At 61.9% G+C, this 23,722-nt stretch carries 23 protein-coding genes; 15 read left to right on the plus strand and 8 right to left on the minus strand.

Annotation, left to right across the window (positions count from 1 at the left end):
* The first annotated feature begins 45 nt into the window (after window positions 1-45).
* Window positions 46-1,359: an MFS transporter gene (locus tag HX790_RS06835; protein ID WP_017136485.1), complete on the plus strand. Its 1,314-nt coding sequence runs from the start codon at window positions 46-48 to the stop codon at window positions 1,357-1,359.
* 110 nt (window positions 1,360-1,469) lie between these two features.
* Window positions 1,470-2,177 (plus strand): YebC/PmpR family DNA-binding transcriptional regulator, encoded by a 708-nt coding sequence (locus tag HX790_RS06840; protein WP_056858461.1) that lies wholly within the window; start codon window positions 1,470-1,472, stop codon window positions 2,175-2,177.
* Between the two features lie 123 nt (window positions 2,178-2,300).
* Here the strand turns inward: HX790_RS06840 and HX790_RS06845 are convergent, their stop codons facing one another.
* Together HX790_RS06845 and zapE are read right to left on the minus strand one after the other, a co-directional pair.
* Window positions 2,301-3,605: a protein kinase gene (locus HX790_RS06845; RefSeq protein ID WP_176991384.1), complete on the minus strand. Its 1,305-nt coding sequence runs from the start codon at window positions 3,603-3,605 to the stop codon at window positions 2,301-2,303.
* 40 nt (window positions 3,606-3,645) lie between these two features.
* A complete protein-coding gene (gene zapE, locus HX790_RS06850; protein WP_017136488.1) occupies window positions 3,646-4,740 on the minus strand; it encodes a cell division protein ZapE in 1,095 nt (364 codons plus the stop codon).
* Window positions 4,741-4,964: 224 nt separating this feature from the next.
* Here zapE and HX790_RS06855 point away from each other — a divergent pair, with 224 nt between their 5' ends.
* From HX790_RS06855 to HX790_RS06885, 7 genes are read left to right on the plus strand one after another with little or no spacing between them, the layout of a single operon-like run.
* A complete protein-coding gene (locus HX790_RS06855; protein ID WP_169988243.1) occupies window positions 4,965-5,456 on the plus strand; it encodes a spore coat U domain-containing protein in 492 nt (163 codons plus the stop codon).
* A complete protein-coding gene (locus HX790_RS06860; RefSeq protein WP_099550034.1) occupies window positions 5,450-5,992 on the plus strand; it encodes a spore coat U domain-containing protein in 543 nt (180 codons plus the stop codon). The genes HX790_RS06855 and HX790_RS06860 overlap by 7 nt, the downstream gene beginning before the upstream one ends.
* A gap of 18 nt (window positions 5,993-6,010) precedes the next feature.
* Window positions 6,011-6,544 carry a spore coat U domain-containing protein gene (locus HX790_RS06865; RefSeq protein ID WP_026013648.1) on the plus strand — a complete coding sequence of 178 codons (534 nt, stop codon included), beginning with the start codon at window positions 6,011-6,013 and terminating at the stop codon, window positions 6,542-6,544.
* 5 nt (window positions 6,545-6,549) lie between these two features.
* A complete protein-coding gene (locus HX790_RS06870; RefSeq protein WP_026013649.1) occupies window positions 6,550-7,050 on the plus strand; it encodes a spore coat U domain-containing protein in 501 nt (166 codons plus the stop codon).
* Window positions 7,051-7,076: 26 nt separating this feature from the next.
* Complete coding sequence (locus HX790_RS06875; RefSeq protein WP_026013650.1) at window positions 7,077-7,862, plus strand: molecular chaperone; 786 nt, start codon at window positions 7,077-7,079, stop codon at window positions 7,860-7,862.
* A gap of 44 nt (window positions 7,863-7,906) precedes the next feature.
* On the plus strand, window positions 7,907-10,300 hold the full coding sequence (locus HX790_RS06880; RefSeq protein WP_169988189.1) for a fimbria/pilus outer membrane usher protein: 2,394 nt from the start codon (window positions 7,907-7,909) through the stop codon (window positions 10,298-10,300).
* Window positions 10,301-10,316: 16 nt separating this feature from the next.
* A complete protein-coding gene (locus HX790_RS06885) occupies window positions 10,317-11,306 on the plus strand; it encodes a spore coat protein U domain-containing protein (RefSeq protein ID WP_370589447.1) in 990 nt (329 codons plus the stop codon).
* Window positions 11,307-11,381: 75 nt separating this feature from the next.
* Here HX790_RS06885 and HX790_RS06890 read toward each other — a convergent pair whose 3' ends face one another.
* Together HX790_RS06890 and HX790_RS06895 are read right to left on the minus strand one after the other, a co-directional pair.
* Window positions 11,382-12,119 carry an anti-sigma factor gene (locus HX790_RS06890; RefSeq protein WP_170040860.1) on the minus strand — a complete coding sequence of 246 codons (738 nt, stop codon included), beginning with the start codon at window positions 12,117-12,119 and terminating at the stop codon, window positions 11,382-11,384.
* A complete protein-coding gene (locus tag HX790_RS06895; RefSeq protein ID WP_099550038.1) occupies window positions 12,116-12,622 on the minus strand; it encodes a sigma-70 family RNA polymerase sigma factor in 507 nt (168 codons plus the stop codon). Before HX790_RS06895 ends, HX790_RS06890 begins: the two co-directional genes overlap by 4 nt.
* 197 nt (window positions 12,623-12,819) lie before the next feature.
* On the opposite strand from HX790_RS06895, the gene HX790_RS06900 reads away from it, so the two are divergent.
* The 5 genes from HX790_RS06900 to HX790_RS06920 all read left to right on the plus strand — a co-directional run bounded on the left by HX790_RS06900 (window position 12,820) and on the right by HX790_RS06920 (window position 18,237).
* Window positions 12,820-14,400, plus strand: coding sequence for an amino acid adenylation domain-containing protein (locus HX790_RS06900; RefSeq protein WP_017136498.1), 1,581 nt, complete (start codon window positions 12,820-12,822; stop codon window positions 14,398-14,400).
* The gene (locus HX790_RS06905) at window positions 14,393-15,691 is read left to right on the plus strand and encodes a hypothetical protein (RefSeq protein WP_099550039.1); all 1,299 of its coding nucleotides are present in this window, start codon (window positions 14,393-14,395) and stop codon (window positions 15,689-15,691) included. Before HX790_RS06900 ends, HX790_RS06905 begins: the two co-directional genes overlap by 8 nt.
* Window positions 15,692-15,733: 42 nt before the next feature.
* Window positions 15,734-16,498 (plus strand): enoyl-CoA hydratase-related protein, encoded by a 765-nt coding sequence (locus tag HX790_RS06910; protein ID WP_017136500.1) that lies wholly within the window; start codon window positions 15,734-15,736, stop codon window positions 16,496-16,498.
* A 120-nt stretch (window positions 16,499-16,618) separates the two neighbouring features.
* A complete protein-coding gene (locus HX790_RS06915) occupies window positions 16,619-17,701 on the plus strand; it encodes a catalase family peroxidase (protein ID WP_138453619.1) in 1,083 nt (360 codons plus the stop codon).
* Window positions 17,698-18,237 (plus strand): cytochrome b, encoded by a 540-nt coding sequence (locus tag HX790_RS06920; RefSeq protein WP_099550040.1) that lies wholly within the window; start codon window positions 17,698-17,700, stop codon window positions 18,235-18,237. The genes HX790_RS06915 and HX790_RS06920 overlap by 4 nt, the downstream gene beginning before the upstream one ends.
* A gap of 20 nt (window positions 18,238-18,257) precedes the next feature.
* Here the strand turns inward: HX790_RS06920 and HX790_RS06925 are convergent, their stop codons facing one another.
* A complete protein-coding gene (locus tag HX790_RS06925; RefSeq protein WP_099550041.1) occupies window positions 18,258-19,409 on the minus strand; it encodes a M14-type cytosolic carboxypeptidase in 1,152 nt (383 codons plus the stop codon).
* Between the two features lie 465 nt (window positions 19,410-19,874).
* Window positions 19,875-20,225 carry a DUF6124 family protein gene (locus tag HX790_RS06930; protein WP_138454113.1) on the minus strand — a complete coding sequence of 117 codons (351 nt, stop codon included), beginning with the start codon at window positions 20,223-20,225 and terminating at the stop codon, window positions 19,875-19,877.
* Between the two features lie 130 nt (window positions 20,226-20,355).
* Between HX790_RS06930 and HX790_RS06935 the strand changes: the two genes are divergently transcribed.
* Window positions 20,356-20,991: a LexA family transcriptional regulator gene (locus HX790_RS06935; protein ID WP_017136506.1), complete on the plus strand. Its 636-nt coding sequence runs from the start codon at window positions 20,356-20,358 to the stop codon at window positions 20,989-20,991.
* On the opposite strand, the gene HX790_RS06940 is transcribed toward HX790_RS06935, so the two are convergent.
* The gene (locus tag HX790_RS06940; RefSeq protein ID WP_017136507.1) at window positions 20,988-22,913 is read right to left on the minus strand and encodes an acetyl/propionyl/methylcrotonyl-CoA carboxylase subunit alpha; all 1,926 of its coding nucleotides are present in this window, start codon (window positions 22,911-22,913) and stop codon (window positions 20,988-20,990) included. The genes HX790_RS06935 and HX790_RS06940 overlap by 4 nt on opposite strands.
* Window positions 22,910-23,716: a gamma-carboxygeranoyl-CoA hydratase gene (locus HX790_RS06945; RefSeq protein WP_017136508.1), complete on the minus strand. Its 807-nt coding sequence runs from the start codon at window positions 23,714-23,716 to the stop codon at window positions 22,910-22,912. The genes HX790_RS06940 and HX790_RS06945 overlap by 4 nt, the downstream gene beginning before the upstream one ends.
* Between the last annotated feature and the right edge of the window lie 6 nt (window positions 23,717-23,722).

Raw genomic sequence — 23,722 nt, forward strand, 5'->3', positions numbered from 1 at the left:
TGCTTCTAGATCCTGCCGGCACACTCACCTGAGGTCAGAACCACAATGAATATCCAAACGGGTAGCATCAAGCGTTGGCGCGTGCAGATTTTCGCCATCACCTGGCTGGCGTACGCCGCGTTCTATTTCACTCGCAAAGCGTTTTCGGTGGCCAAGCTGGGCATCGTCGATGACCCCAGTTTCCCCCTCGACAAAATGATGATGGCCAACCTTGATGGCCTGTACCTGGCGGCCTATGCCGTGGGGCAATTCACCTGGGGCATGCTGGCGGACCGCTTCGGGCCACGGGTGGTGGTGCTGGGCGGATTGTTGATTTCTGCCGCAGCGGCGTTGGTGATGGGCACCTTTGCCACCTTGCCGATTTTTATCAGTTGCATGTTGATCCAGGGGCTGGCGCAGTCCACCGGCTGGTCGGGGCTGTGCAAAAACCTCGGCAGTTTCTTCCCGGCGCAGCAACGCGGGCGGGTGTTGGGGTTGTGGAGTTCGTGCTACGCCTTTGGTGGCCTGGTGGCATCGCCCTTTGCCGGCTGGTGGGCGTACACGCTGATCGGCACGTGGCATGCGGCGTTTATTTCCAGCGCGGCGGTGGTGGCGGTGGTGGCTGTGCTGTTCTTTATCTTCCAGCGCAATACACCGCAGGATGTCGGCTTGCCGGCTGTTGAGCCGGAGCCGGTCGTGGCGGCCGACACACAGCGAGTCAGCGTGCTGGAACCGCTGCGCGCGATCCTGCGTAACCGTACGGTGCTGGTCTTGGGCCTGGCGTACTTTCTGTTGAAACCGGCGCGTTACGCGATCCTGTTGTGGGGGCCGGTGATCGTTTACGAGCAAATGCCCTCGGTGGGCAAGGTGGGTGCGGCCATCGTGCCCACGGCGTTCGAGCTGGCCGGGTTGCTGGGGCCGATCATGATCGGGCTGGCGTCCGACAAACTCTTCGGCGCCCGGCGCATGCCGGCCTGTGTGCTCAGCCTGCTGGCGCTGACCGTGGCCCTGGCGTTGTTCATGGGCGCGCTGCACACCGGTAGCGTGATGCTGGTGATGGCCCTGCTGTTTGTGATGGGCCTGACGCTGTATGGGCCTGACTCGATGATCAGCAGCACGGCGGCCATCGACTTCGGCACCGCCAAGGCCGGCGCCACGGCCGCAGGCTTTGTGAACGGTTGCGGTTCGGTGGGGGCGATCCTTGGCGGCCTGCTGCCGGGCTACTTCGATACGGTCACGGTGTTTATCGTATTTGCCGGCGCGGCGTTGTTTTCTTCACTGGTGCTGATGCCTTACTGGAACGCCAGGCCCGCCGCGCTGGCGCAGGTTGGCGACTTTGTGCCCGACCGCAACGTCACGATCAAACCCTTGCGCACCTGAGGCACTTGGCCGGTTTTTTGGTGGATTAGAGTGTTTTTGCGCTATAAACTCTGCCCCCAAAGCGCCGGCCAGTAGACGTTTCGGCGCGATGGACGAAAAGAGAGTGAGTCATGGGCGCACAGTGGAAAGTCAAACATAAAGAAGCGGCATCCAATGCCAAGGGCAAGATCTTCGGCAAGCTGGTGAAAGAAATCACCATCGCCGCCCGCAACGGCGCCGATACCGCGACCAACGCCCACCTGCGTTTGGTGGTAGAACAGGCCAAAAAAGCCTCGATGCCCAAGGAGACCCTGGAACGCGCGATCAAGAAGGGCGCCGGTCTGCTCGGCGAAACCGTGCAGTACCACCGCGTGACCTACGAAGGTTTTGCCCCGCACCAGGTGCCGCTGATCGTTGAATGCGTGACCGACAACATCAACCGTACCGTGGCAGAAATCCGCGTGGCCTTCCGTAAGGGCCAACTGGGCGCTTCCGGTTCCGTGGCGTGGGACTTCAACCACGTCGGCCTGATCGAAGCCTCGCCGGACAGCCCGGACGCCGACCCGGAAATGGCCGCCATTGAAGCCGGCGCACAGGATTTTGAAGACGGCGAAGAAGAAGGGAGCACCTTGTTCATCACCGAAACCACCGATCTTGATGCGGTGCAAAAAGCACTGCCAGAGCAGGGTTTCACCGTGTTGTCGGCCAAGCTGGGCTACATCTCGAAGAACCCGGTCAGCGGTTTGACCGATGAGCAGATGGCTGAAGTCGAAGCCTTCCTGGAAGGCTTGGACAACCATGATGACGTGCAGGATATGTTCGTCGGGTTGGCTGGCTGATTTATCGCTGAATAAATGCCGGCAAAAAATGTGGGAGCTGGCTTGCCTGCGATAGCGGTGGAACATTCACCTACTCAGTGACTGATCCACCGCTATCGCAGGCAAGCCAGCTCCCACATTGGTTTAGTGGTGTGGCAGAGCGTGCAGCAACGCTTCGATTTCTTCAAAGCTCGGGCGCGCCAATACATCGGGCTGGCAGCAGCTTTGTTGCAGCGCCACCAGTGCTTCATTATTGAAGCCTTCTTCTACCCGCTCCAACAACTCCCCCAGCAACACCCCGAATGCACGCACTTCAATGCGTTGCAACGCCCTGGTTTCCTGCGTGTCTGCCGTGACATGGAACGACGCCGCGCCAAAATCCCCAAGCAAACAATCACCCGCCGCATTCCACAGAATATTGTGGCCGTACAGGTCGCCATGGGTAATGCCATGTCGGTGCAGATGCGCCGCCACCGAGGCGATGCCGCGTGCCATGCGCAAAGCCACTTCGGCACTGAAGCGCGTACCCGGTGCGTAGATATCGCGGGTGCATGACGCCAGGCTCGGCAAGGCCGCGAGGTTGCGGTAACTCGGGTCGATCAGGTCCATCACCAGGGCTGCCTGGTCGTCCGGGTGGCCGACCACGCGCCCCTCCACCTTGATCAGATTCGGGTGCAGCCCGGCGGCGATGCAGGCCTGCATTTCATGCAGCGGCGAGCCGTCGCTGGTGATCGTGCCTTTGTAGAGTTTGACCGCGACCGGCAACGCTGGCGGCTTCCACAACGCCTTGCGGATGATCCCCGAAGCGCCTTCGCCCAACACCTCGCCCAGTTCCAGTTCAGCCCAAGGGATATTCGGCGTTGCATCATCGCTCGCCACTTCAACGGCGATTTCCACCGGGTTACCGGCATAGGCCAGCCAGGTCAGGCTCGGCAGCGTCAGCAGCCATGGCGGCAGTTGGGTGAAGCGGTTGGAGGCGATACGCAGCAGCTCGAGGTTTTTGCAGTTGAGCAGACTATGCGGCAGGTCCGTCAGGTGGTTGCCGGCCAGCATCAGCTTTTGCAGGAGTGGGCGCTCGCCCAGCTCGCCGGGTAACTGGCTGATGCAGTTGTCGGTGAGGATCAGCCAGCGTAACTGTGGTGGCAGCGCGGCGGCGGGTACGTGGCTGATCTGGTTGGCTTTAAAGCCGATCATGCTCAGGTTGGCGCACTGGCCCAGGCAGGCGGGTAGCTCAGTGAAGGCGTTATCCGAGCAGAACAGCACGCGCAGGTGCGCCAGCCGGTACAGGTCGTCGGGCAGGCTGCTCAGGGCGTTGCCGGTGAGGTTGAGGATTTCCAGGCTGTCGGCCAGCTCGAAGATTTCCGGCGGAAATTCGGTCAGCCCGCAAGACAGGTCCAGGCGTTTGATACCGGCCAATTGGCCAGCCTTGAGTTGGGCGAGGGTATTCATGAACGGCGCGGTCACTCGGCAAGGTGGGCGTGAAAGGCGCTCATGATACCGGGTCGGGCGCGGGTTGCGGGCACACCGTTTGTAATTGGTTCAGCCGGCTGGCGGTGCGGGCGAGGTCAATGGCCTGGCCTTCCAGGGCACGCGCCAGGGGTTGCTGGCCGATCAGGGTCAGGCGCTTGTCCTGGTCGTAGAGCACGTCCACCAGGTTGATAAAACGCTGTTGCACGGCGATCGGGCAGTCAGCCAGGGAGGGCAGGCCGTCGATGACCCAGTGGTCGAAATCCTCGCACAGCAACAGGTAATCCATCACGGCGGTGAGCTGTTCACACAGGTCGTTGAAGGTGAACACGATGCTGCGCGCCTGATGGCTGCGGCAGAGCAATCGGCGGTTGCCGACCTTCAGGGTTTGCGCCGCGCCAGGTGTGGCGGGCAGCCCGAGGACTTCGCGCTGGGCGGCGCTACCGGGCCATACATACTGGCCGCCGGTGAAACGCTGTTCGGCATGGGCCTGGGGCAAGCTGCGAAAATCCTCGGGCGAGCTGACTTCCAGCACCTGCATGCGCGTGGCGATCAAGTCGATCACCGGCTTGAAGCGCTGGTGGTACAGCGGGTTGGGCAGCAGGCCGTCGGGGGCGTAGTTTGAGGTCACCAGCACCAGCACGCCACGCTGGAACAAGGCCTGGAACAGGCGGCTGATGAGCATGGCATCGCCGATATCGTGGACGTGGAATTCGTCGAAACACAGCACCCGGCAATCGGCCAGCAGCTCGTCCAACGTCACGCCCAGGGCGTCGTCCTGTTCGCGGTGCTGGAACATGCCTTGGTGCAGGCGGGTGAAAAATGCATGGAAGTGCACGCGTTGCTTTTGTGCAATCGGCAGCGCCTGGAAAAACCCATCGAGCAGCCAGCTTTTGCCACGCCCCACCGGTCCGTGCAGGTACAGGCTGCGCGTCGGCTGGCCGGCGAGCAGGTGCCGGGTTTCGCGGGCGAGGGCGGTAATCGCCTGGGTTTGGCCGGCGCTGAGGGTATAGCCCTGGTCTCGGGCCTTGTTTTCAAAGAACGCCGGGATAGGCGAGGCGCCTGTCAGCGCGGTTTTTTTACCCAGCAGACGCTGAATCAGGGAAAACACAACCAATGCACGTCACTCTGTATGTCGGTGGTTGCCCACTTTAGGGCGCTCGCGTCGATTTGACCAATACAGAACGGCGCCCCCCGCTATCTCGAAAAGGCATGTAACGCCCGCCACCCGGCCCAGACTGGCAGTTTCGCCCTTTGAGGCTAACCTCTTACAGAGCAATCACCCCTGTACAAGGATTTGGGGCCGTGAAGGGACGAGGCGTTTTGGCAGTCATGGGCACGATGCTCTGCAGCACGGTTTACGCTGCGCAACTCCAGGTGGAGGTGCGCATCGACGTGCAACGGGGCTGCCAGTTGGTGGGCACTACCCGCAGTGCGGGCATCGAGCAACTTGGCGTATTGGATTTTGGCAGCGGCCCGCGTCTGGATGACCCGGCCGGGCCTCTGAGTGCGGCGCTTATCAGCCAGCGCCAACCGCGCCTGGAGTGCAACCCCGACACCCCTTACCAACTGCGCGTTGACGGCGGCCTGCATGGCGGCAGCGGCGAAGTGCGCTACCTGAGTGCTGCGACGCCCTCGAGCAAACCGATTCCCTATCGTATCTATGCCGATGCCGCGCGGCGTATCGCCTTGCCGGTCAATGAACCGCTGAGCGGGCGTGTGCCCGACTCCGGCAGTGTCGACCTGCCGCTGTATGGGCGCATTGAGCCGCTCAAGGACATCCCGGCGGTCGGTCGCTACACCGACCTGCTCAAGGTCACCGTCACATGGTAAGCCGCAGCTTGGCCCTGGCGGCCATGGGCGGCCTGTTGCTGCTGGCCGATGACGCCCAAGCGGCGGTCGCCGGGCAGATCCACGCTCGGCTGGTCATCACCGCCAGTTGCCAGGTGAGCAAAGACATCGAGAGCGCGCCGGTGAGCCCCGCCGGCGGTAGTGCGCTACTGGATTTCGGCACCCAGGGGCCTACATGGAGCCACCCGTTGGGTGCGGGTGTTACCGATGGCAGCAAGGCGCCGCTGTCGGTGTCCTGCAACCCCTCGGTGGTCAGCAGCTTCACCGTGACCATCGACGGCGGCGCCCATGGTGATGGCACCACAAGGCGCCTGAGTAACGGGCGCCAGACCATTCCCTATCAACTGTCGGCTGACTCGCTCGGCCGGCGCAGCTACAGCATTGGCGAGCAACGCAATTTCGTCGTGACCAAGGGCACACAAGTACCGATCCCGGTATTCGGCTCGGTGGTGGCGAATACCAGGGCCTTACCGGCCGGCATCTACACAGACACCCTGACGGTGACTCTGGATTGGTAAACGATGAGGATGGACATCATGCATGCACTTATAGCAAAGGCGGTTTTTCCATTGATGGCGTTGGCGTGGGTGTCGGGCGCACAGGCGGCGACGGTGGCCGGTACGGTCAGCGCCACCCTGGTGCTCACCAGCAGCTGCCAGGTCAACGGCGCCGCAGCCACCGGCGGGATGAGCTTCGGTAACTTGAACTTCGGTACCGCCAACAGCCTGTTCACCGAAGCCGACGGCCAGGTGCTGGGCGGCGGTGGCGGGGCGTTGTCGATCCTGTGTTCGGCGGGTACTTCACCGACGTTGACGGTGTCTGCCGGTGCCCACGACGGCCAGTCCGTGGGCGGTGGTCGCGCGCTGTATGACGGGGTGGCCAATTACGTGCCGTATGACCTCTACACCGACAGCGGCCACTCGACGCTGCTGGCCATCGGCGGGGTGATCAACCTGGCGCCGAGCACTGGCGTGGCCCAGGCCGTGAATATCTACGGCAAGGCCAATGGCAAGGCGGGCTTACCGGCCGGTACTTACACCGACACGGTTAACGTGACCCTGACGTTCTAAGTGCCATGGGCCGGGCAGGGTGTGCGGCGTTGGCGGTGTGCATCGGCTGGGGAATGCCGCTGTCGCTGTTGGCGGTGACCAGCCAGTCGTTCCAGGTCAGCGCGACGATCACGCCAGGTTGCCTGGTGGTCGGCGGCGGTACCAATTACGGCAGCCTGGCGTTCGGCACCTATTCGGCGTTGGCCACCAGCACGGCGTCTGTCGCGCTGACGGGCGGCGTGACCCTGCAATGCACGCCGGGGGTGGCGCTGAGCATGAGTGTCGATGGCGGGTTGCATAACAACAGCGGACGGCGGATGCAGCTCAATAGCGGCACCGCCCAGGTGGTTTATCAGTTGTTTCGGGACGCGGCGTTCAGCCAGAGCCTGGGGATCAGCCAAAGCGTGAGCGTGGCCTACAGCGACGCCAACAACATCACCTTGCCGATTTATGGGCGAGTGCAATTACCGGGTAACCAGCCTGGGGGGACGTACAGCGACACGTTGCAGGTGCAGCTGTCGTGGTAAGGCGATCGGTATAAGGAGTGAGATCTATGTGTGCAGCTTCCCGGCACGGGTGGGCAGCGGGTTTGAGCGGGTTGTTGATGTTGGCGGCGGGGCAGGCCCAGGCGGCCAGCTCGGTGCTGATCTGGCCGATTGACCCGGTACTGGAAGCCGATCAACAGGCCAGCGCGCTGTGGCTGGAGAACCGCGGCACCGAGACCGCCAACCTGCAGATCCGCGTGTTTGCCTGGACCCAGAGCGGTTTTGACGAGCAATACCAGAACCAGCGCGATGTGATTGGCAGCCCGCCGGTGGCGAAAATCGAGCCTGGGCAAAAGCAATTGGTGCGCCTGACTCGAACCAAAGAAGTGCCGCCCGGCCAGGAGCTGGCCTATCGCATCATCATCGATGAGATCCCTTCGGCCACACCACCGCCGGCTCCGGCGGATGGCAAGACCGCCGCTGCTATCCGCTTCCAGATGCGTTATTCGGTGCCATTGTTTGCCTACGGTCCAGGCCTGTGGAGCAAGGTCGACGGCACCCGTGACCGTGACCCGAAAACCGCCGGCAAGCCGGATTTAAGCTGGAAAAAAGTCACCGTGGGCGGGCGCAACTACGTCGAGATGCGCAACCAGGGCGCCGTGCATGCGCGCCTCACCGATGCCACCTTCAAGCAGGGCGGCCAGCCGCGGCCCTTGGTAGAGGGCTTGATGGGCTATGTGCTGCCGGGCGCGACCATGCGCTGGCCGGTGCCGGATGGTTTGCCGGCCGATCAGCCGCTGCAGGTGCGCATCAATGGGGCAACGCAAGTGGAGAATCTCGCGCCAGGACGCTAACTCAGTGTGGCAGGGCATGGAGTAGGCCCTGGTGTTAACAACGGATGGAGATGTCCATTGATGGGCACAAAGCCTTGGTGAGCCAGGATCGGGCTCGATGTCTATGGCGATCGGTGTGGGTGGTGGGCGGCTTGTCTGGCTGGGTGCTGGCGCCGCCGGGCTTCGCTGCGCCGTTGCCGCCCCCGCCCAGCAGTATGGAGGCTGTTGCCGATGCGCAGTTGTTCCTGGAACTGGTGGTCAACCAGATGGACACCGGCCGTGTGGTCGCCGTCAATCAGCGTGCCGGGCAGTTGTTTTTGCCTGCGTCGGTGTTGCAGGAAGTCGGTGTGAAGCTGCCTGGTGCCGTGCCTGGCGAAGTCGCGCTGGAAAGCTTTCCTGGCCTGCACACCGATTACGACAGCCAGGGCCAGCGCCTGGTACTGAGCGTGCCGCCGGCCTGGCTGCCGGAGCAATTTATCGGCAGCCGCAACAACTACCCACGCACCCAGGCGCTGACCAGCTTCGGCGCGTTGCTCAACTATGACGCCTACCTGAACAACACGGACGATGCGGGCACCTACCTCGGTATCTTCAACGAAGTGCGGCTATTCGATACCTGGGGCACGTTGTCCAACACCGGCCAATACCGCACCACCATTGGCCGGGAAACCGCTGGCAGCTCGCTCGACAACGGCTATCGGCGCTATGACACCACCTGGCGGTTCTCCGACGATGAGCGCCTGTTGACCTATGAAGCCGGCGATGTGATCAGCGGCGCCTTGCCCTGGAGCACCTCGGTGCGCCTGGGCGGTGTGCAGCTGTCGCGGGACTTTGGCGTGCGCCCGGACCTGGTCACCTACCCGCTGCCGCAGTTTGCCGGGGAGGCGGCGGTGCCGTCTTCGGTGGACCTGTTTATCAATGGCTATAAATCCAGCAGTGCTGATCTGCAGCCGGGGCCGTACACCCTCACCAACGTGCCGTTTATCAACGGCGCCGGCGAGGCGGTGGTGGTCACCACCGATGCGCTGGGCCGGCAGGTGTCGACCACGGTGCCGTTCTATGTCACCAGTACCTTGCTGCAAAAGGGCTTGTCGGACTTCTCGGTGGCGGCGGGTAATTTGCGCCGCGACTACACCATACGGGACTTTGGCTATGGCCCTGGCGTGGCCAGCGGCACCTTTCGCTACGGCATCTCGGATGCATTTACCCTCGAAAGCCATGCCGAAGCCTCCAGTGACCTGTCCCTGGGCGGTGTCGGCGGCAACCTGCGGGTCGGTAACTTCGGCGTGCTCAATACCGCCGTCAGTCAAAGCCAGTACGACGGCAGGACCGGCCAGCAACTGAGCCTGGGCTACCAATACAGCAACCAGCGCTACAGCCTCTCGTATCAACGAGTCGAGCGCCGTGAGCAATACGCCGACTTGAGCCTGATCGACACGCCTTACGCCAGCCTCAGCAAGCGCAGCCAGCAGGCGACCTTGAGCCTGAACCTGAACAATTTTGGCAGCCTGGGCGTCGGCTATTTCGATGTGCAGGCGGCGGATGATTCGCGCACCCGCCTGGTGAACCTGACCTGGAGCAAGCCGTTGTGGCGCAACAGCAGTTTTTACCTGTCGGCCAACCATGAAGTGGGTGATAGCAGCTGGGCGGTGCAGGCGCAGGTGGTGGTGCCGTTCGACGTCTACGGCAGCCTCAGCGTGGGCACCGAGCGCAGTAAAACCGGCGCGAGCCAGCAGCGCGTCAACTACAGCCGAGCAGTGCCGGCCGAAGGCGGCGTTGGCTTCAACCTGGGTTACGCCAGCGGTGATGGGCCGGCTTATCGCCAGGCTGACCTGACCTGGCGCCTGCAGTCGGTGCAGTTGCAGGCCGGCGTGTACGGCAGCAGCGACGCGGAAACTCGGTGGGCGGACGCCAGTGGTTCGTTGGTGTGGATGGACAATCAAATGTTTGCCGCCAACCGCGTCAACGATGCGTTTGTGGTGGTAAGCACCGATGGGGTCAGTGGTGTACCGGTGCGCTACGAGAACCAGGTGGTGGGCGAAACCGACCGCAACGGGCACTTGCTGGTGCCGTGGACCAGTGCTTACTACCGCGCCAAATATGAGATCGACCCACTGAACCTGCCATCGAACGTGCAGGTGCCCAACGTCGAGCAACGGGTGGCCGTGCGCCGTGGCAGTGGCTACTTGCTGGAATTCCCGGTGCGCCAGGTGATTGCGGCGAGCATCACCTTGGTCGACGCCCAGCACCAGGACTTGCCACTGGGCAGCCAGGTGCGACACGAGCAAAGCGGCGCGCAGGCGGTGGTGGGGTGGGACGGCCTGGTGTACCTGGAGAACCTGGCCGCCCATAACACCTTGCAAGTCACCTTGGGTAACGGCCAGACCTGCCAGGCAATGTTCGAGCTGGATACCACCCAGGCCCAGGTGCCACTGATCGGGCCACTGGTGTGCCAATGACATAAGGAGTGTGCGTGTGCGGGTCAAGGAATGGCTGTTGCGGTTCCTGTTGCTGGCAAGCCTGGGCGTGTCGGCGCAGGTGCAGGCCGTGTGCTCGGTGGTGGCCAGCGTACCGGCCAGCTTTGGCACGACGGTGAGTTCGATGACCGTGCGCACCACCTCTCAGCCCAGTTCGACCACCAATGCCGGCTTCAGCTGCACGCCGGCGCTATTGTCGGTGTTGGCCTCCAATGACCATTTTTACGCGACCGTCAGTGGTTCGCCCCAAGGTGGCCTGGTGGGGCCGACCGGTGATGTCATCAACTATACGATCTATGCCAACAACACCACGGCGTTCCCGATGACACGCGGCACCGCGTTCGATTTTGGCGGCAGTGGCGGCATTGCCGCCTCCCTTGGCCTGGTGTTCGGGCCGGGCACCAAAGTCGTGCCGCTGTACTTCGCCACCACCCTTGGCAGCAACGTGGCGTCGGGGGTGTACAGCGAAACCCTGAGTATTTTCTGGAACTGGAACTATTGCTCGGGCATTGGTATTGCTGGGGCCTGTCTGGGCCGTGAGATCAACAACGGCACCACGACCTTGAACGTCAGCATGACGGTGGTCAACGACTGCCAGATCACCACGCCGCCGATTGCGTTCGGCAGTGCGCCGGTGGTCAGCGCCTTCGCCACCGTCAACGGCCAGGCCAGTGTGGCCTGCACCAAGGGCAGTGCCTACACCGTCGGCCTCAGTGATGGGCAGAACCCGGTGAGCGTGGGCGGACGGCGGCGGATGATTTCCGGCGGTAGCTTCCTGGCCTACGACATCTTCATGAGTGCCGGCACCACACGCTGGGGCAGTGTGGGCGCAGCACGGCGGGCCAGTTCCTCGGCCGAGATCAACCCCGGCAACGGCCTGGGCACCGGCAGCCAAGTGTTCAACTACAACGCCAAGATCTACACTGACCAAGCCACGCCGCCGGGCGGCACCTACATTGATAATGTGGTGCTGGATGTGGGCTTTTAACGCCGCGTCCGTTGAAGGTCCACGCGGTCAAAATGTGGGGGCTTGCCCGCTCCCACAAAAGCCGGTCTTGATCCTCTAGAACTTGAGCAAGTGCGTAGCCGCCTGATCCACCGGGCTGACCATCGCATAGTTGTACCCGCCACCGGACCAGTAATCGGCCTGCAACCCATCTTCGCTGCGGCTGCCGCGCGGCAAAAAGCCGTTTTCCGGTCCCGGTGGGCGGATGTAAAAGCTGATGCGATGGCCTTGCTGATCCTCGTACAACACCATCGCCGCCGCACCTTGCTCAGTGGTGAGCAGGCGCCCGCTCACGGGCTTGAAACCGGCCTGGCTCAAATCGGGCAGGCGATGGGCCTGGTTGAAATAGCGATCCAGCCAGGCTTGCATAGTGCCGCCATCTTCGGTGCTGAAGTCGGCGGGCATGATGCCGTCCTGGGCAAACAGGCGAAACGCCTGCATGGCGTCGGCCATCGGCAACATCGATGGTTGGGTCGCTTCGCGCGCGTGCCAACCGCCAAGTCCGCCGAGGCAGACTGCGATCAGCAGCACGGCGGCGCTGGCCAGGTGGCGGCGCGATTGATGCCGAATGCGTTGGCGAATCAGTGCCGGGTCGAGGTCGGGGTTGGCCGGTTGCTGCAAGGTTCCGCTCAAGGCGGCGCGCAGGGCTTGTGCATCCTGTTGCCAGGCATGTACCTGGGCGGCCCTTTCAGGGTGGGCAGCCAACCAGGTTTCAAGCACACGGCGGTCGCTCTCGGGCAGTTGGTGATCGACGTAGGCATGCAAATCGCGTTCGCTGGGGGGCAGGCTGATCATTTGAGTATCCGCAGGGCAGGGCTGGTAATTTCGCCTTCGCTGAGTTGACGCAAGGCCTGGCGCGCACGGGACAGGCGCGACATCACGGTGCCTACAGGTACCGCCAGGATCTCGGCGACTTCCTTGTAACTTAACCCTTCGACCGACACCCACAGCAGCAGTGCACGTTGCTCGGTGTTGAGTTGGTCGAAGGCGTGCAGGGTCGATTGGGCCATCACTGTGCGCTCCACCGAGGGTTGTGCATCGTCACGGCCGGTGAAGAATTCGAGCATGCGTGCATAACGGCGGCTGCGCCGGTGGGCGTCGAGGAACTGGCGGTAGAGGATCGAGAACAGCCAGGCGCGCAGGTCGCCTTCCAGGCGTTTGTCGGCCCAGCTGATGAGCGCCCGCTCGAGCGTGGACTGCACTAGGTCGTCGGCGCTGCTGGCGTTACGCGTCAGGGACACGGCAAAACGTCGCAGCCTGGGGATGAGTTCACGTAACGGATCGTCGAGTTCGTGCATTGGCGTGGGTTCTGGTCAATTGTGCAGAGGAAGACGCCGGCCGACGTAGGTTATTCCATCAATAACTATAGGAATATTGCGCTCTTTTGTAGGGGATATCTGCAATGCACTCGGGCCTGTAATACCGCTCCCACACCTCAATCAACCCTCGTAACAACCGCGAACAATTTCTGCGGTTAATTGATGAGGGTGCAGGCATGACCATTTCTCCGACCGATAAACAGTTTTATCGCCGCCCCGCGCTGGCTCACTTACCTGCCGCGCAGCGGATCGTGTTTGAACAATGGGGGGGCGGGCCATCGGCCAAGCCGGGCCACGACCGCGTACACCAGGCCATCGAGGTGCAAGCGGCGTTGACGCCACAAGCGATTGCGGCGGTGTGGGCGGGACAGCGTATCAGTTATGAACAACTCAACCGTCAAGCCAATCGATTGGCCGTGCGCCTGATTGATCTGGGCGTGAAGCGCGGCGACACAGTGGGGCTGTTTGTCGAGCGTTCGATTCCCATGCTGGTAGGGCTTCTGGCGGTGTTGAAGGTGGGCGCTGCGTATGTGCCTCAAGACGCCAGAATCGTGCCGACGCTGCAATTGGGCATGGTGCTGGAGTCGTTGACCAGTCCGGTGATTATGACCTTGTCGAACCTGGCCGATCGCCTGCCGGCCGATGCGACGCAGCGCAGTGTATGCCTGGACACGTTCCTGGCCGAAGAGCCCTGGGTCGCCGAGGACAACACTCAGGTGTTCGCCGCTGCCGACACCGATGACCTGTGTTTCGTGCTGTTCACCTCCGGCACGACCGGGCGGCCCAACGGTGTGTGTGTCAGCCACCGCAACGTGTGCAATATCTTGCTCACGCAGCCGGGGCAGATGGGCATGGCGCCGGGTCGTAACGTGGGGCAAATCCTCAATATCGGCTTTGATATGGCCGCCTGGGAAATCCTCGGTTGCTTGGCCCATGGGGCGACCTTGCTGATTCGTGATAAAGACATTGCGCAAACCGCTGCGCAATGCCACGTGCTGATCGCCACCCCCTCGATACTGGCGAACCTTGACCCGGCGCAGTGTCCTGACCTGAAGGTGGTTGCGGTGGCAGGTGAGCCCTGTTCTCAAGCGCTGGCCGAGCGTTGGGCCGAACATTGCACGTTCTACAACGGCTGCGGGCCTACCGAAACCACCATCGTCAACACGTTGCACCGGCATGTGCCCGGCACGTTGTTGACCATCGGCAAACCGACTCCGAATAACACCGTGTATGTCCTCGACGAACACGGTCGCGCCTGTGAACTGGGTGAGATCGGTGAAATGTGGGCCGGCGGCGTCGGGGTAACGGCCGGTTACTTGAACAATACCGAGCTGACCCAGGAGCGCTATCGCCCGGACCCTTTTATGGGCGGTGACGCAATGATGTTTCGCACGCGGGACCTGGGGCGCTGGACGGCAGACGGTCAACTGGAACACTTGGGGCGCGTCGATGATCAGGTGAAGGTGCGTGGCTTTCGTGTGGAACTGGACGCTGTGTCTACGGCCCTGGAGGCGGGCGATGGCTGCATGCGGGCGGTCACTTTGAAGCTGGACAGCCGTAACCTGGTGGCTTTCGTCTCGCCCGTCAGTGCCGACGTCGAGTCGTGCCGAGCCCGCTGCCAGGAGCGCCTGGCCTACTACTGCGTGCCGACATCCATCTACGCGGTGGAGGCTTTTCCGCTGACCGCCAGGGGCAAAATCGACAAGGCCTTGTTGCTGCAACAGGCATTCGCGGCCGAGGTGGCTCGCCATGCTTGATGCACTGACCCGTGCCGTTGTGCCACCCAAACCGGCGTTGTGGCGTCGCTGGACTGCACTGCCGGTGTTTTCCTACTACAACCGCCTGGTGGCACTGGTGTTGTTGGTTAATGCCGTGTTTGTACTGTTGGCGGTCGATTTTGCTGCCATTACGGTTGAAAGGCTTTCGGACATGGTGCTGATCAACCTGTCGCTGGCCATCCTGATTCGTCAGCATTACCTGATCAATGCACTGTTCTGGCTGGCAACCCGTGTGCCAGTTACCTGGCCGTTGCGTGTGCGGCGCAGCGTGGCCAAGGTTTACCACTTCGGCGGGCTGCACAGTGGCGCGGCCCTGGCGGCGACCGCGTGGTTTATAGCGATGGTCGGCGTTCAGGTTGCACGCTATCTGCGCCAGCCCGATAGCGTGTCGTCAGCCTGGTTGTGGCTCACGGGTGTGTTGCTCGGGCTGTTGCTGTTGATGGTGAGCATGGCGCAGCCGTGGATTCGCAGCCGATTCCATAATGGCTTCGAGCGGGTCCATCGGTTTGCCGGCTGGAGCGCGCTGTTACTGTTCTGGGCGTTGACGTTACTGGCGTCCAGCGAGACTTCGACCAGCTTATTACACAGTGGATCATTCTGGATGCTGGTGCTGCTGACGTTGAGTATTGCCCTGCCATGGTTGCGTCTGCGCAAGGTCGCCGTTGAACACACACGGCCTTCCGGGCATGCGGTGATTACGCGCTTCAAGCACACCACGCCGTTCGCCGGTTCATCCACTGCGATCAGCCGCAACCCTCTGCTGGAGTGGCATTCGTTTGCCAATATTCCTGCACCAGAGGCGGCGGGGTTTCGCCTGATCATATCGCGTGCGGGCGATTGGACTGGGCGCTTCATCGAAGACCTGCCCAGCCACGTGTGGGTCAAAGGCATCACCACGGCGGGCGTGGCTAATGTGGAAACCCTGTTCAAGTCAGTGGTGTATATCGCCACCGGCAGTGGGATCGGCCCGGTCATGCCGCATTTGCTGGCCGCCCAAGTGCCGATCCAGTTGATCTGGTCTACCCGCAGCCCGCGCAAAACCTATGGCGATGAACTGGTGGACGAAATCCTGCGTGCTCAGCCCGGGGCATTGATCTGGGACACCGATGAGCGTGGTAAACCGGACTTGGTGCAATTGGCCTACGGCGCGGTGCAAACCTTTGGTGCAGAAGCGGTGATCTGTATCGCCAACCAGGCGTTGACCGAGCGCGTGGTGCATGAAATGGAAGCCCGTGGCATACCGGCTTATGGCGCGATCTGGGATTCCTGAAACGGCGGCATTGAGACACAACATTAATCAGCAGAGGTTTTTATGAATGTATTAATAGAACGTCATGGTCGAGTGGTACTGGTCAGGCTTAATCGCCCCCAGGTCAAGAATGCGTTGAGTTCGGCGCTGATGACGGAGTTGATCAGCCGTCTGGAAGTGCTGGACCAGGACCCGCAGGTCGGCTGTTTCGTCATCACCGGCACGCCTGAATACTTCGCCGCTGGGGCCGACATTAAGGAGATGAGTACCAAGTCCTACCTGGACATGCTCGACGAGGATTACTTCGTCGGCTGGGAAGCCTTTACCCGCCGGCGCACGCCAACGATTGCCGCAGTGGCCGGCTATGCGTTCGGCGGCGGCTGTGAGCTGGCGATGATGTGCGACATGATTTTCGCCGCCGATACGGCGACCTTTGCCCAGCCGGAAATCAAACTGGGCGTTATTCCGGGCATGGGTGCGACCCAGCGCTTGACCGGGCTGGTCGGCAAGGCCAAGACCATGGACATGGTGTTGACCGGACGGCCGATGATGGCTCAAGAGGCGCTCCAGGCCGGGTTAGTGTCGCGTGTGTACCCGGCGGCAGACTTGATGGAGCAGACGCTGGCGGTGGCTGCACAGATTGCCGGGTTCTCGCGCACCGCCACACGGGCGGCGCGGGAGGCGGTTGAGCAAGCCTTGGAACTTGGGTTGCACGATGGCGTGCGCCTGGAGCGCCGACTGTTTCATGGGCTGTTCGCGACGCCGGATCAACAGGAGGGCATGCAGGCGTTTATAAACAAGCGCCCGGCAGTCTTCAACGCGGTTTAGAAGAACGCTCGGTTTGGCAACGCATCTGCTCTGAAAAAACTACAGTGAAAAGGGAATAGACCTACGTGGGATTCGTCTCATAGTTCATTTTCCCTGTGGCCACGTGCCCTGGAGTTTTTCATGGTAGATCACTCATCGCCGCCACGTACGCCCCTCAGTACCGCCAGTTTGTTAGTCAGGCTGGCGTGTATTGGCAGTGTAGTGGCGGTTGTTGCCGGGGCATTCGCCTACGTCAACGGCACGCTTGACCCACAGCGCCTGCGTCCCAAAACCCTGGTCAATGCCCTGGAAACCAATAACGGTGTACACCCGGGGTTTCGGCGTAACCATGCCAAGGGCGTGTGTGTGGCCGGTTACTTCGAGAGCAGCCCCGAGGCGCGCGCTTACTCCAGTGCCCAGGTGTTCAGCGCGGCGAAAACCCCGGTGATCGGCCGATTCGCCTTGCCCAGCGGCAACCCCTACGCGCCGGACAGCAGTGTGCCGATCCGCAGTTTCGCGGTGCAGTTCAGCCAGGCCAACGGCCAGCAATGGCGTACGGGGATGAACAGCATGCCGGTGTTCCCGGTGGGCACGCCTGAGGCGTTTTACCAGATGCTCAAGGCCGGCGCACCCGAGCCGGCCACCGGCAAGCCGAACCCGGCCAGTATGCCGGCGTTTTTTGCCGCGCACCCCGAGACGGCGCCGTTCCTGGCGTGGGTCAAGACCGCCAAGCCCTCGGCCAGTTACGCGACCGAAACCTACAACGGCATCAATGCCTTTTACCTGGTAAACGCCGATGGCCAGCGCCAGGCGGTGCGTTGGGGCGTAGTGCCACAGAGCCAGGATGCGACGGGTGACACCGCGCCGCCTGGCGCTGACTTTCTCGAAAAGGATTTGGTGCAGCGTCTGGCTTCCGGGCCGCTGCGTTGGCAGCTGAACCTGACCCTGGCCAACCCCGGCGATCCGCTGGACGACGCCAGCAAAGCCTGGACCGGCGAGCACAAGGTGCTCAACGCCGGCACCCTGGTGCTGCAAAGCAGCCAACCGCAGGCTGACGGCGATTGCCGCGATATCAACTTTGACCCGCTGATTCTGCCCAGCGGTATCCAAGCCTCCAATGACCCGCTGCTGGCTGCACGCTCGGCGGCTTATGCCAGTTCCTACGTACGCCGCGCTGGCGAAGTCAGCCCGCTGCACAGTGCCCCTCAGGAGTCGAAACCATGAATGCCCAACCACGGTTTTTCGCGCCTCTGGCTCGCCTGCTGCATTGGCTGATGGCGTTGATGGTCATTGCCATGTTGTTTATCGGCGCGGGCATGGCGGCGTCGGTGTCGGAGCGTCACGAGTGGCTGATTCATCTGCACAAGCCACTGGGTATCGCGATTCTGGCGTTGGTGATCGTGCGGCTGGTGGTGCGCTTTTCCACCCGTCAGCCGCCGTTGCCGGCTGACCTGCCACTGTGGCAAGTGCTGGCCGCCAAAGCGTCCCATGTCGTGTTATATGCGTTGATGCTGGTGCTGCCGCTGCTGGGCTGGGCGATGATTTCGGCGGCCGGTGACCCGGTGATGCTCAGCAGTTCGGTGCAATTGCCGGCGTTGGTAGCGGCCAATGCACCGTTATTTGCGCTGCTGCGCAAGGCCCATGGCTACCTGGCCTACCTGTTGTTCCTGACAGTACTGTTACACCTGGCGGCGGCGCTGTTTCACGGGTTGATTCGTCGCGACGGTGTGCTGCAAAGCATGACCGGCACCAAAGGCTGATGCCGGGGGGGCAGGGCGGGTCAGCGCAGGGTGGTGACGATATCGGCCACGGTGCTCAACACGTCCTTGCCCAGTTGCCTGGAGCGCTCACCGGACCAACCGGTTTTCGGGTTGGGGGCGTCGTCGTTGTCCTTGAAGGGCATCTCGAGGGTCAGCGACAGGCAGTCGTATTGCTGGCCAACGGCATTGCAGGCCAGGGTCATGTTGGCTTCGCCCGGCAGGTCGCGGGTGTAGCCGTGGGTGGTCTGGAAATCGCGGGTCAGGGCGCTCAAGTGCCTGCGGAAGTGTTTTTCCAGCGCTTCGATACGCGGGGTGTAACCGGGGTTGCCTTCGCAGCCTGCGGTGAAGACGTAGGGGATTTCTTCATCGCCATGGATATCGAGGAACAGGTCGACGCCGTATTTCTCCATCTGCTGCTGGGCGAACAGCACTTCCGGGCTGAGCGCCTCGCTGGCGTTCTGCCAGGCACGGTTGAGGTCCTGGCCCATGGCGTTGGTGCGCAGGTGCCCGTGAAAGGCGCCATCGGGGTTCATGTTGGGGATCAGGTACAGGTCGGCGACGGCCAGGAGTTTTTTCAGCTCGGCATCACCGTCCTGTTGCAGGCGCTCGATGACGCCTTCCATAAACCATTCAGCCATGTGTTCGCCGGGATGCTGCTGGGCGATGATCCACACCTTGCGCTGGCCTTCGCCACCTTTGCCGCGGCGTAGCAGCTGGATATCACGGCCCTCGACGCTTTTGCCGGTGGCGAGCAGTTGGGTACCGGCGCGGTTCAGGGCCTGTTCGATCAGCCAGTCGTGACGCTCACGGCTATACGGTTCGAAGTAGGCGAACCAGGCTTGCTTCTCGCGGGTTTGCAGGCTGATGTGCAATGTATCGCCATCAAAACGCGTGGGCACGCGGAACCAGTTGACGTGGTCGTAGGACGCCACGGCGTTGTAACCACTCCAGGCATTTTTATATGACGAATGGCTGGCGTTGCTCAGGCGGAAGGTGTGGGTATGGCCCACATGCATGCCTTCGGCCTTGAAGTGGAACCATTGGAAATGTGCGCTGCGAGTATCGGGTTTGATCGCCAGCAACAACTGATAAGCGTCGCTGGCATCCAGGACCTGGATGTTGCCGCTGTCGAAGTCGGTGCTGATCTTGATGGAGGTCAAGGCCACTGTCATGGGCTGGCTGCCTGCGTAGGATTGTTGTGGCAGATATCTTACACAGGAGTGAGGCAAAATCTTGGTGCAAAATTGTTGCACGGGGAAGGGGGCGTCGTCCTTGACGCCGAGGCAGCTTAGATTCTATGAGATTGATTCTCAAGCGCTATTTCGCAAAGATCCGGGCTAGAGCGTTCGATCGGCTTTCTTTTGGCGATGCTCTTTTGCTACCATGCGCGCCATCAAGCAACACACAGTCTTCATTAGCCTGAAGCCACGCCAGAAAAACTGGCAAAAAAAAGACCCGGCCAAAGAGCCGGGTCAAAAACCGTGATTAGCCTGATGAGGAGATATTCCAAGAGTCCGACCTAAGGTCCCTTGGTCTATCGACTGATCTCGCGATCAGCTGAGCCCAATAATAATCATTATCATTTGCAAGTCAAATGTTTTTATCCGTGTGATAGAAATATTTTTCTTACGTGCCTGTCAGGCGTTCGCCTGGGCAGCAGGCACCTGCACTGCCTGTTCCACCATCGCTTTGGCCATATCAATCAAATACACCACCGAAAAGGCCAGGTCCCGCTGGTTGCCCTGCCGGTTGCTTGCCGATTCATAGGCGGCTGCCGCCGCACTGCGTAGCAGGTCCGATGCGTGCACCAGGGCGTCTTCCTGGCTGATGCCGGGCCTGATGTCGAAAAACGCGGCGTCAGGCGTGGGCGCCGACACATCTTCTTTCAGGTAATAGTCGAGTGCCCGCTGCGCGGCGCCACTGCTGCGCAGGGTCAGCAGTTCGTCGGTTTCGGGCGTGCAAGGCAGGTGATTCGGGAGGGTCATCATGAGGGCGATTACTCTGGCTGGACGTTGAAAACCTGCACCTGATAGTAATACGAATCGTATTTATGTCATTTGATGGATTACTACAAACTGTTTATTGTCGTGGCAATTGCGCAACGTATGGTCAGGCTCCATGGACAACTGGATAGCGTTGGTCAAAGCCAACATGAAAGACCGCAAGGTCACGCAGGATGAACTGGCCGAACGCTTGGGCATGTCCCAGGGCGGCGTCGGTCATTGGCTCAATAAGCGCCGCGTGCCCAGTCTTGCAGACATGAACCGGGTGCTGGACGAGCTGGGGCTCGGCTATCTGGAAGTCGCGCTGGAGATTCGCGAAAAGGCCGACCCAACACCCGCGCTGGAAAAACACTACAACCCGTATTTCCGCTACCCGGTCAGCGACTGGAAAGGCGTCTGCGAAATCCGCGAAGAGCGCCCGACCTACGGCGCCGCCCGTTTTGAACTGAGCGATTACCATGCCCAGGGCGAAGCCTTCTGGCTGCCCGTAACGGGCGATGCCATGACCGCGCCCAGCGGCCTGAGCATCGGTGCGGGCATGATGATTCTGGTGGACCCGGCCATCGAGCCCGAACCCGGCAAGCTGGTGGTTGCGCAATGGGCCGACAGCACCCAGGCGACCTTTCGCCAATTGATGGAAGAGAGCGGCCAGCTTTACCTGGTGCCGCTCAATCCGACTTATCCCAAGCAGCTTTTCACCGATGCGTGCCGAATCCTCGGGGTAGTGGTGCAAGCCACGGCGAAGTTCTAGTCCGTGGTCTCAAGTTCCACCAGGGCGCTGCCTTCGGCGACCATTTCGCCTTCCTGGCAAAACACTGCCTTGACCGCCCCGGCGTGAGGCGCGCGGATACTGTGCTCCATCTTCATGGCCTCGAGCACCACCAGCTGAGTGCCAGCCTCCACGTGTTGACCGACTTCTACCAGCACCCGCACGATGCTGCCGTTCATCGGCGCTGTGAGGCCGCCTTGATGAGTCTGGTTGGCCTCGACTGCAGCAATCGGGTCATACAAGCTGACGGCCTGCATCTGGCCGTCCCAGCGCAGATACAGGATGCCTTCGCTGCGTACCGCCAGATAAGCGCGGCGCACGCCATGGCGTTCGATCAGTAGTTGCTCGCCGCGCAATTGCGCAGTGCCCGCTACCAGCTTCACCAGCCGGTCCTGCCCGGCGCAACTCAAGTGCAACGACACGTCGCTCGGCAACCCGGCACGAAAGCCTCGGTTATCCGCCCACGGGCCTTCACCGGCGGGCTGGCTCTGCATAAACGCCGCCCCTGCCGCCTGCCAGAACTCATCGCTCAAAGCACCAGGTGCTGGCAGCAGTTCATCCTGATAGCGCGGAATAAACCCGGTATCGAGTTCAGCCGCCGCAAACGCCGGATGGCCGATGATGCGCCGCAAAAAGCCGAGGTTGGTCTTGACTCCGCCGACCGCAAACTCATCGAGCATGCTCAACAACCGCAGGCGCGCCTGTTCGCGGTCTTCACCCCAGGCAATCAGTTTGCCGAGCATCGGGTCGTAGAAGGGCGAAACGTTGTCGCCTTGTGCTACGCCACTGTCCACACGGCGCCCCGGGCCTGGAGTAGATTCGCGGTACAGCGCCAGGTGCCCGGTGGCTGGCAGGAAATCATTGGCCGGGTCTTCGGCATACAAGCGCACTTCAATCGCATGGCCCACCAACGGCACCTGATCCTGAGTGATCGGCAGCGGTTCACCCTGAGCTACACGAATCTGCCAGGCTACCAAATCAAGGCCGGTAATCGCCTCGGTCACTGGATGCTCCACTTGCAGCCGCGTGTTCATCTCCATGAAGAAGAACTCGCCACGCGCGTCCAGCAAAAACTCCACGGTGCCGGCGCCCACATAGCCGATTGCCTGGGCCGCACGCACGGCCGCCTCACCCATGGCTCTACGCTGCTCGGCACTCAAGCCCGGTGCGGGTGCTTCTTCCACCACCTTTTGATGGCGACGTTGAATAGAACAGTCGCGCTCATTGAGGTACAGGCAATGGCCGTGTTGGTCGGCAAACACCTGAATCTCCACGTGGCGCGGCTTGAGCAGGTACTTCTCCACCAGCATCTGCCCATTGCCAAAGGACGACAGCGCCTCACGCTGGGCCGAGGCCAGGGCTTCGGCCAACTGGCTGACGTCCTCGACCACCTTCATGCCCTTGCCGCCGCCACCTGCCGTGGCCTTGAGCAGTACCGGGTAACCGATACGTTCGCAGGCATCGCGGAAGGTTTCCAGGTCCTGGTCCGCGCCGTGATAACCCGGCACCAACGGCACCCCGGCAGTTTCCATCAGCGCCTTGGCCGCCGATTTGCTGCCCATGGCATCGATGGCCGAGGCGGGCGGACCCAGGAAAACAAGACCGGCGGCTTCAATCGCACGAGCAAAGCCGGCGTTCTCCGACAGAAAGCCGTAACCCGGATGGATCGCCTGGGCGCCACTGGCTTGGGCGGCGGCGATCAGTTTGTCGATCTGCAGGTAACTGTCGGTGGCCTTGCTGCCACCCAGGTCAACCCGAATGTCGGCCTCGCGGCTATGGCGCGCATCGCGGTCGGTGGCGCTGTGGACCGCCACGGTGGTCAACCCCATCGCCTTGGCGGTGCGCATTACCCGGCAGGCGATTTCGCCACGGTTGGCCACCAGCACAGTGGTCAGTGTGCTCATGAACGTGGCTCCTGCGCTTGCCAGCTGGGCGGGCGTTTTTGCAGGAACGCGCGCAAGCCTTCCTGGCCCTCGGCGCTGACGCGAATCCGCGCGATAGCATTTTCGCAATACCGACGCAGCGCCGGGGTGAGGGCGCCGTTGCCGACTTCGCGCAGCAAATCCTTGCTGGCGCGCATGGCAGCCGGGCTGTTTTGCAACAGGTTGGCGATCCACAGTTCCACTTGCGCATCCAGCTCGGTGGCCGGGTAACTTTCCGCCAGCAGGCCAATGTCGCGTGCACGCTGGCCGCCAAAACGCTCGGCCGTCAGCGCATAGCGCCGCGCGGCCCGCTCGCCGATGGCCTGTACCACGAACGGGCTGATCACCGCCGGTGCCAGGCCGATGCGCACTTCCGACAGGCAGAACTGCGCGTCATCGGCGCCAATCGCCATGTCGCAGCAACTGATCAAGCCCAGCGCGCCCCCGTAGGCTGCGCCTTGCACCACTGCCAGGGTCGGGATTTTCAGCTTGGCCAGGTTGTACATCAACTCGGCCAGCTCGCGCGCGTCGTCCAGGTTGGTGTGGTAATCCAGCTCGGCCGATTGCTGCATCCAGGCCAGGTCTGCGCCGGCGCTGAAGTGCTTGCCACGTGCGCGCAACACTAAAAAACGCAGGGACGCATCGGCCTGCACCTGGTCGAGGGCGATGATCAACTCGCGGATCATCTGCGCATTGAACGCGTTGTTCTTGGCTTCACGACTGAGCCACAGCGTGGCAAAACCACGGCTGTCGGTGACCAGTTCGAGGGTGTTGAAATCGCTCATGGGGTA

It is taken from the genome of Pseudomonas sp. IPO3747 (assembly GCF_013385245.1).
In the GTDB taxonomy this organism is placed as follows: domain Bacteria; phylum Pseudomonadota; class Gammaproteobacteria; order Pseudomonadales; family Pseudomonadaceae; genus Aquipseudomonas; species Aquipseudomonas edaphica.

Coding starts and splice junctions, on each gene's coding strand:
- HX790_RS06870 (WP_026013649.1), top strand. CDS start 6,550: ATGGGCCGGGCAGGGTGTGCGGCGTTGGCGGTGTGCATCGGCTGGGGA.
- HX790_RS06930 (WP_138454113.1), bottom strand. CDS start 20,225: ATGATGACCCTCCCGAATCACCTGCCTTGCACGCCCGAAACCGACGAA.
- HX790_RS06865 (WP_026013648.1), top strand. CDS start 6,011: ATGCATGCACTTATAGCAAAGGCGGTTTTTCCATTGATGGCGTTGGCG.
- HX790_RS06835 (WP_017136485.1), top strand. CDS start 46: ATGAATATCCAAACGGGTAGCATCAAGCGTTGGCGCGTGCAGATTTTC.
- HX790_RS06940 (WP_017136507.1), bottom strand. CDS start 22,913: ATGAGCACACTGACCACTGTGCTGGTGGCCAACCGTGGCGAAATCGCC.
- HX790_RS06915 (WP_138453619.1), top strand. CDS start 16,619: ATGGTAGATCACTCATCGCCGCCACGTACGCCCCTCAGTACCGCCAGT.
- HX790_RS06935 (WP_017136506.1), top strand. CDS start 20,356: ATGGACAACTGGATAGCGTTGGTCAAAGCCAACATGAAAGACCGCAAG.
- HX790_RS06875 (WP_026013650.1), top strand. CDS start 7,077: ATGTGTGCAGCTTCCCGGCACGGGTGGGCAGCGGGTTTGAGCGGGTTG.
- HX790_RS06860 (WP_099550034.1), top strand. CDS start 5,450: ATGGTAAGCCGCAGCTTGGCCCTGGCGGCCATGGGCGGCCTGTTGCTG.
- HX790_RS06900 (WP_017136498.1), top strand. CDS start 12,820: ATGACCATTTCTCCGACCGATAAACAGTTTTATCGCCGCCCCGCGCTG.
- HX790_RS06905 (WP_099550039.1), top strand. CDS start 14,393: ATGCTTGATGCACTGACCCGTGCCGTTGTGCCACCCAAACCGGCGTTG.
- HX790_RS06840 (WP_056858461.1), top strand. CDS start 1,470: ATGGGCGCACAGTGGAAAGTCAAACATAAAGAAGCGGCATCCAATGCC.
- HX790_RS06910 (WP_017136500.1), top strand. CDS start 15,734: ATGAATGTATTAATAGAACGTCATGGTCGAGTGGTACTGGTCAGGCTT.
- HX790_RS06855 (WP_169988243.1), top strand. CDS start 4,965: ATGCTCTGCAGCACGGTTTACGCTGCGCAACTCCAGGTGGAGGTGCGC.
- HX790_RS06920 (WP_099550040.1), top strand. CDS start 17,698: ATGAATGCCCAACCACGGTTTTTCGCGCCTCTGGCTCGCCTGCTGCAT.
- HX790_RS06845 (WP_176991384.1), bottom strand. CDS start 3,605: ATGAATACCCTCGCCCAACTCAAGGCTGGCCAATTGGCCGGTATCAAA.
- HX790_RS06890 (WP_170040860.1), bottom strand. CDS start 12,119: ATGATCAGCCTGCCCCCCAGCGAACGCGATTTGCATGCCTACGTCGAT.
- HX790_RS06895 (WP_099550038.1), bottom strand. CDS start 12,622: ATGCACGAACTCGACGATCCGTTACGTGAACTCATCCCCAGGCTGCGA.
- HX790_RS06945 (WP_017136508.1), bottom strand. CDS start 23,716: ATGAGCGATTTCAACACCCTCGAACTGGTCACCGACAGCCGTGGTTTT.
- HX790_RS06880 (WP_169988189.1), top strand. CDS start 7,907: ATGGAGATGTCCATTGATGGGCACAAAGCCTTGGTGAGCCAGGATCGG.
- HX790_RS06925 (WP_099550041.1), bottom strand. CDS start 19,409: ATGACAGTGGCCTTGACCTCCATCAAGATCAGCACCGACTTCGACAGC.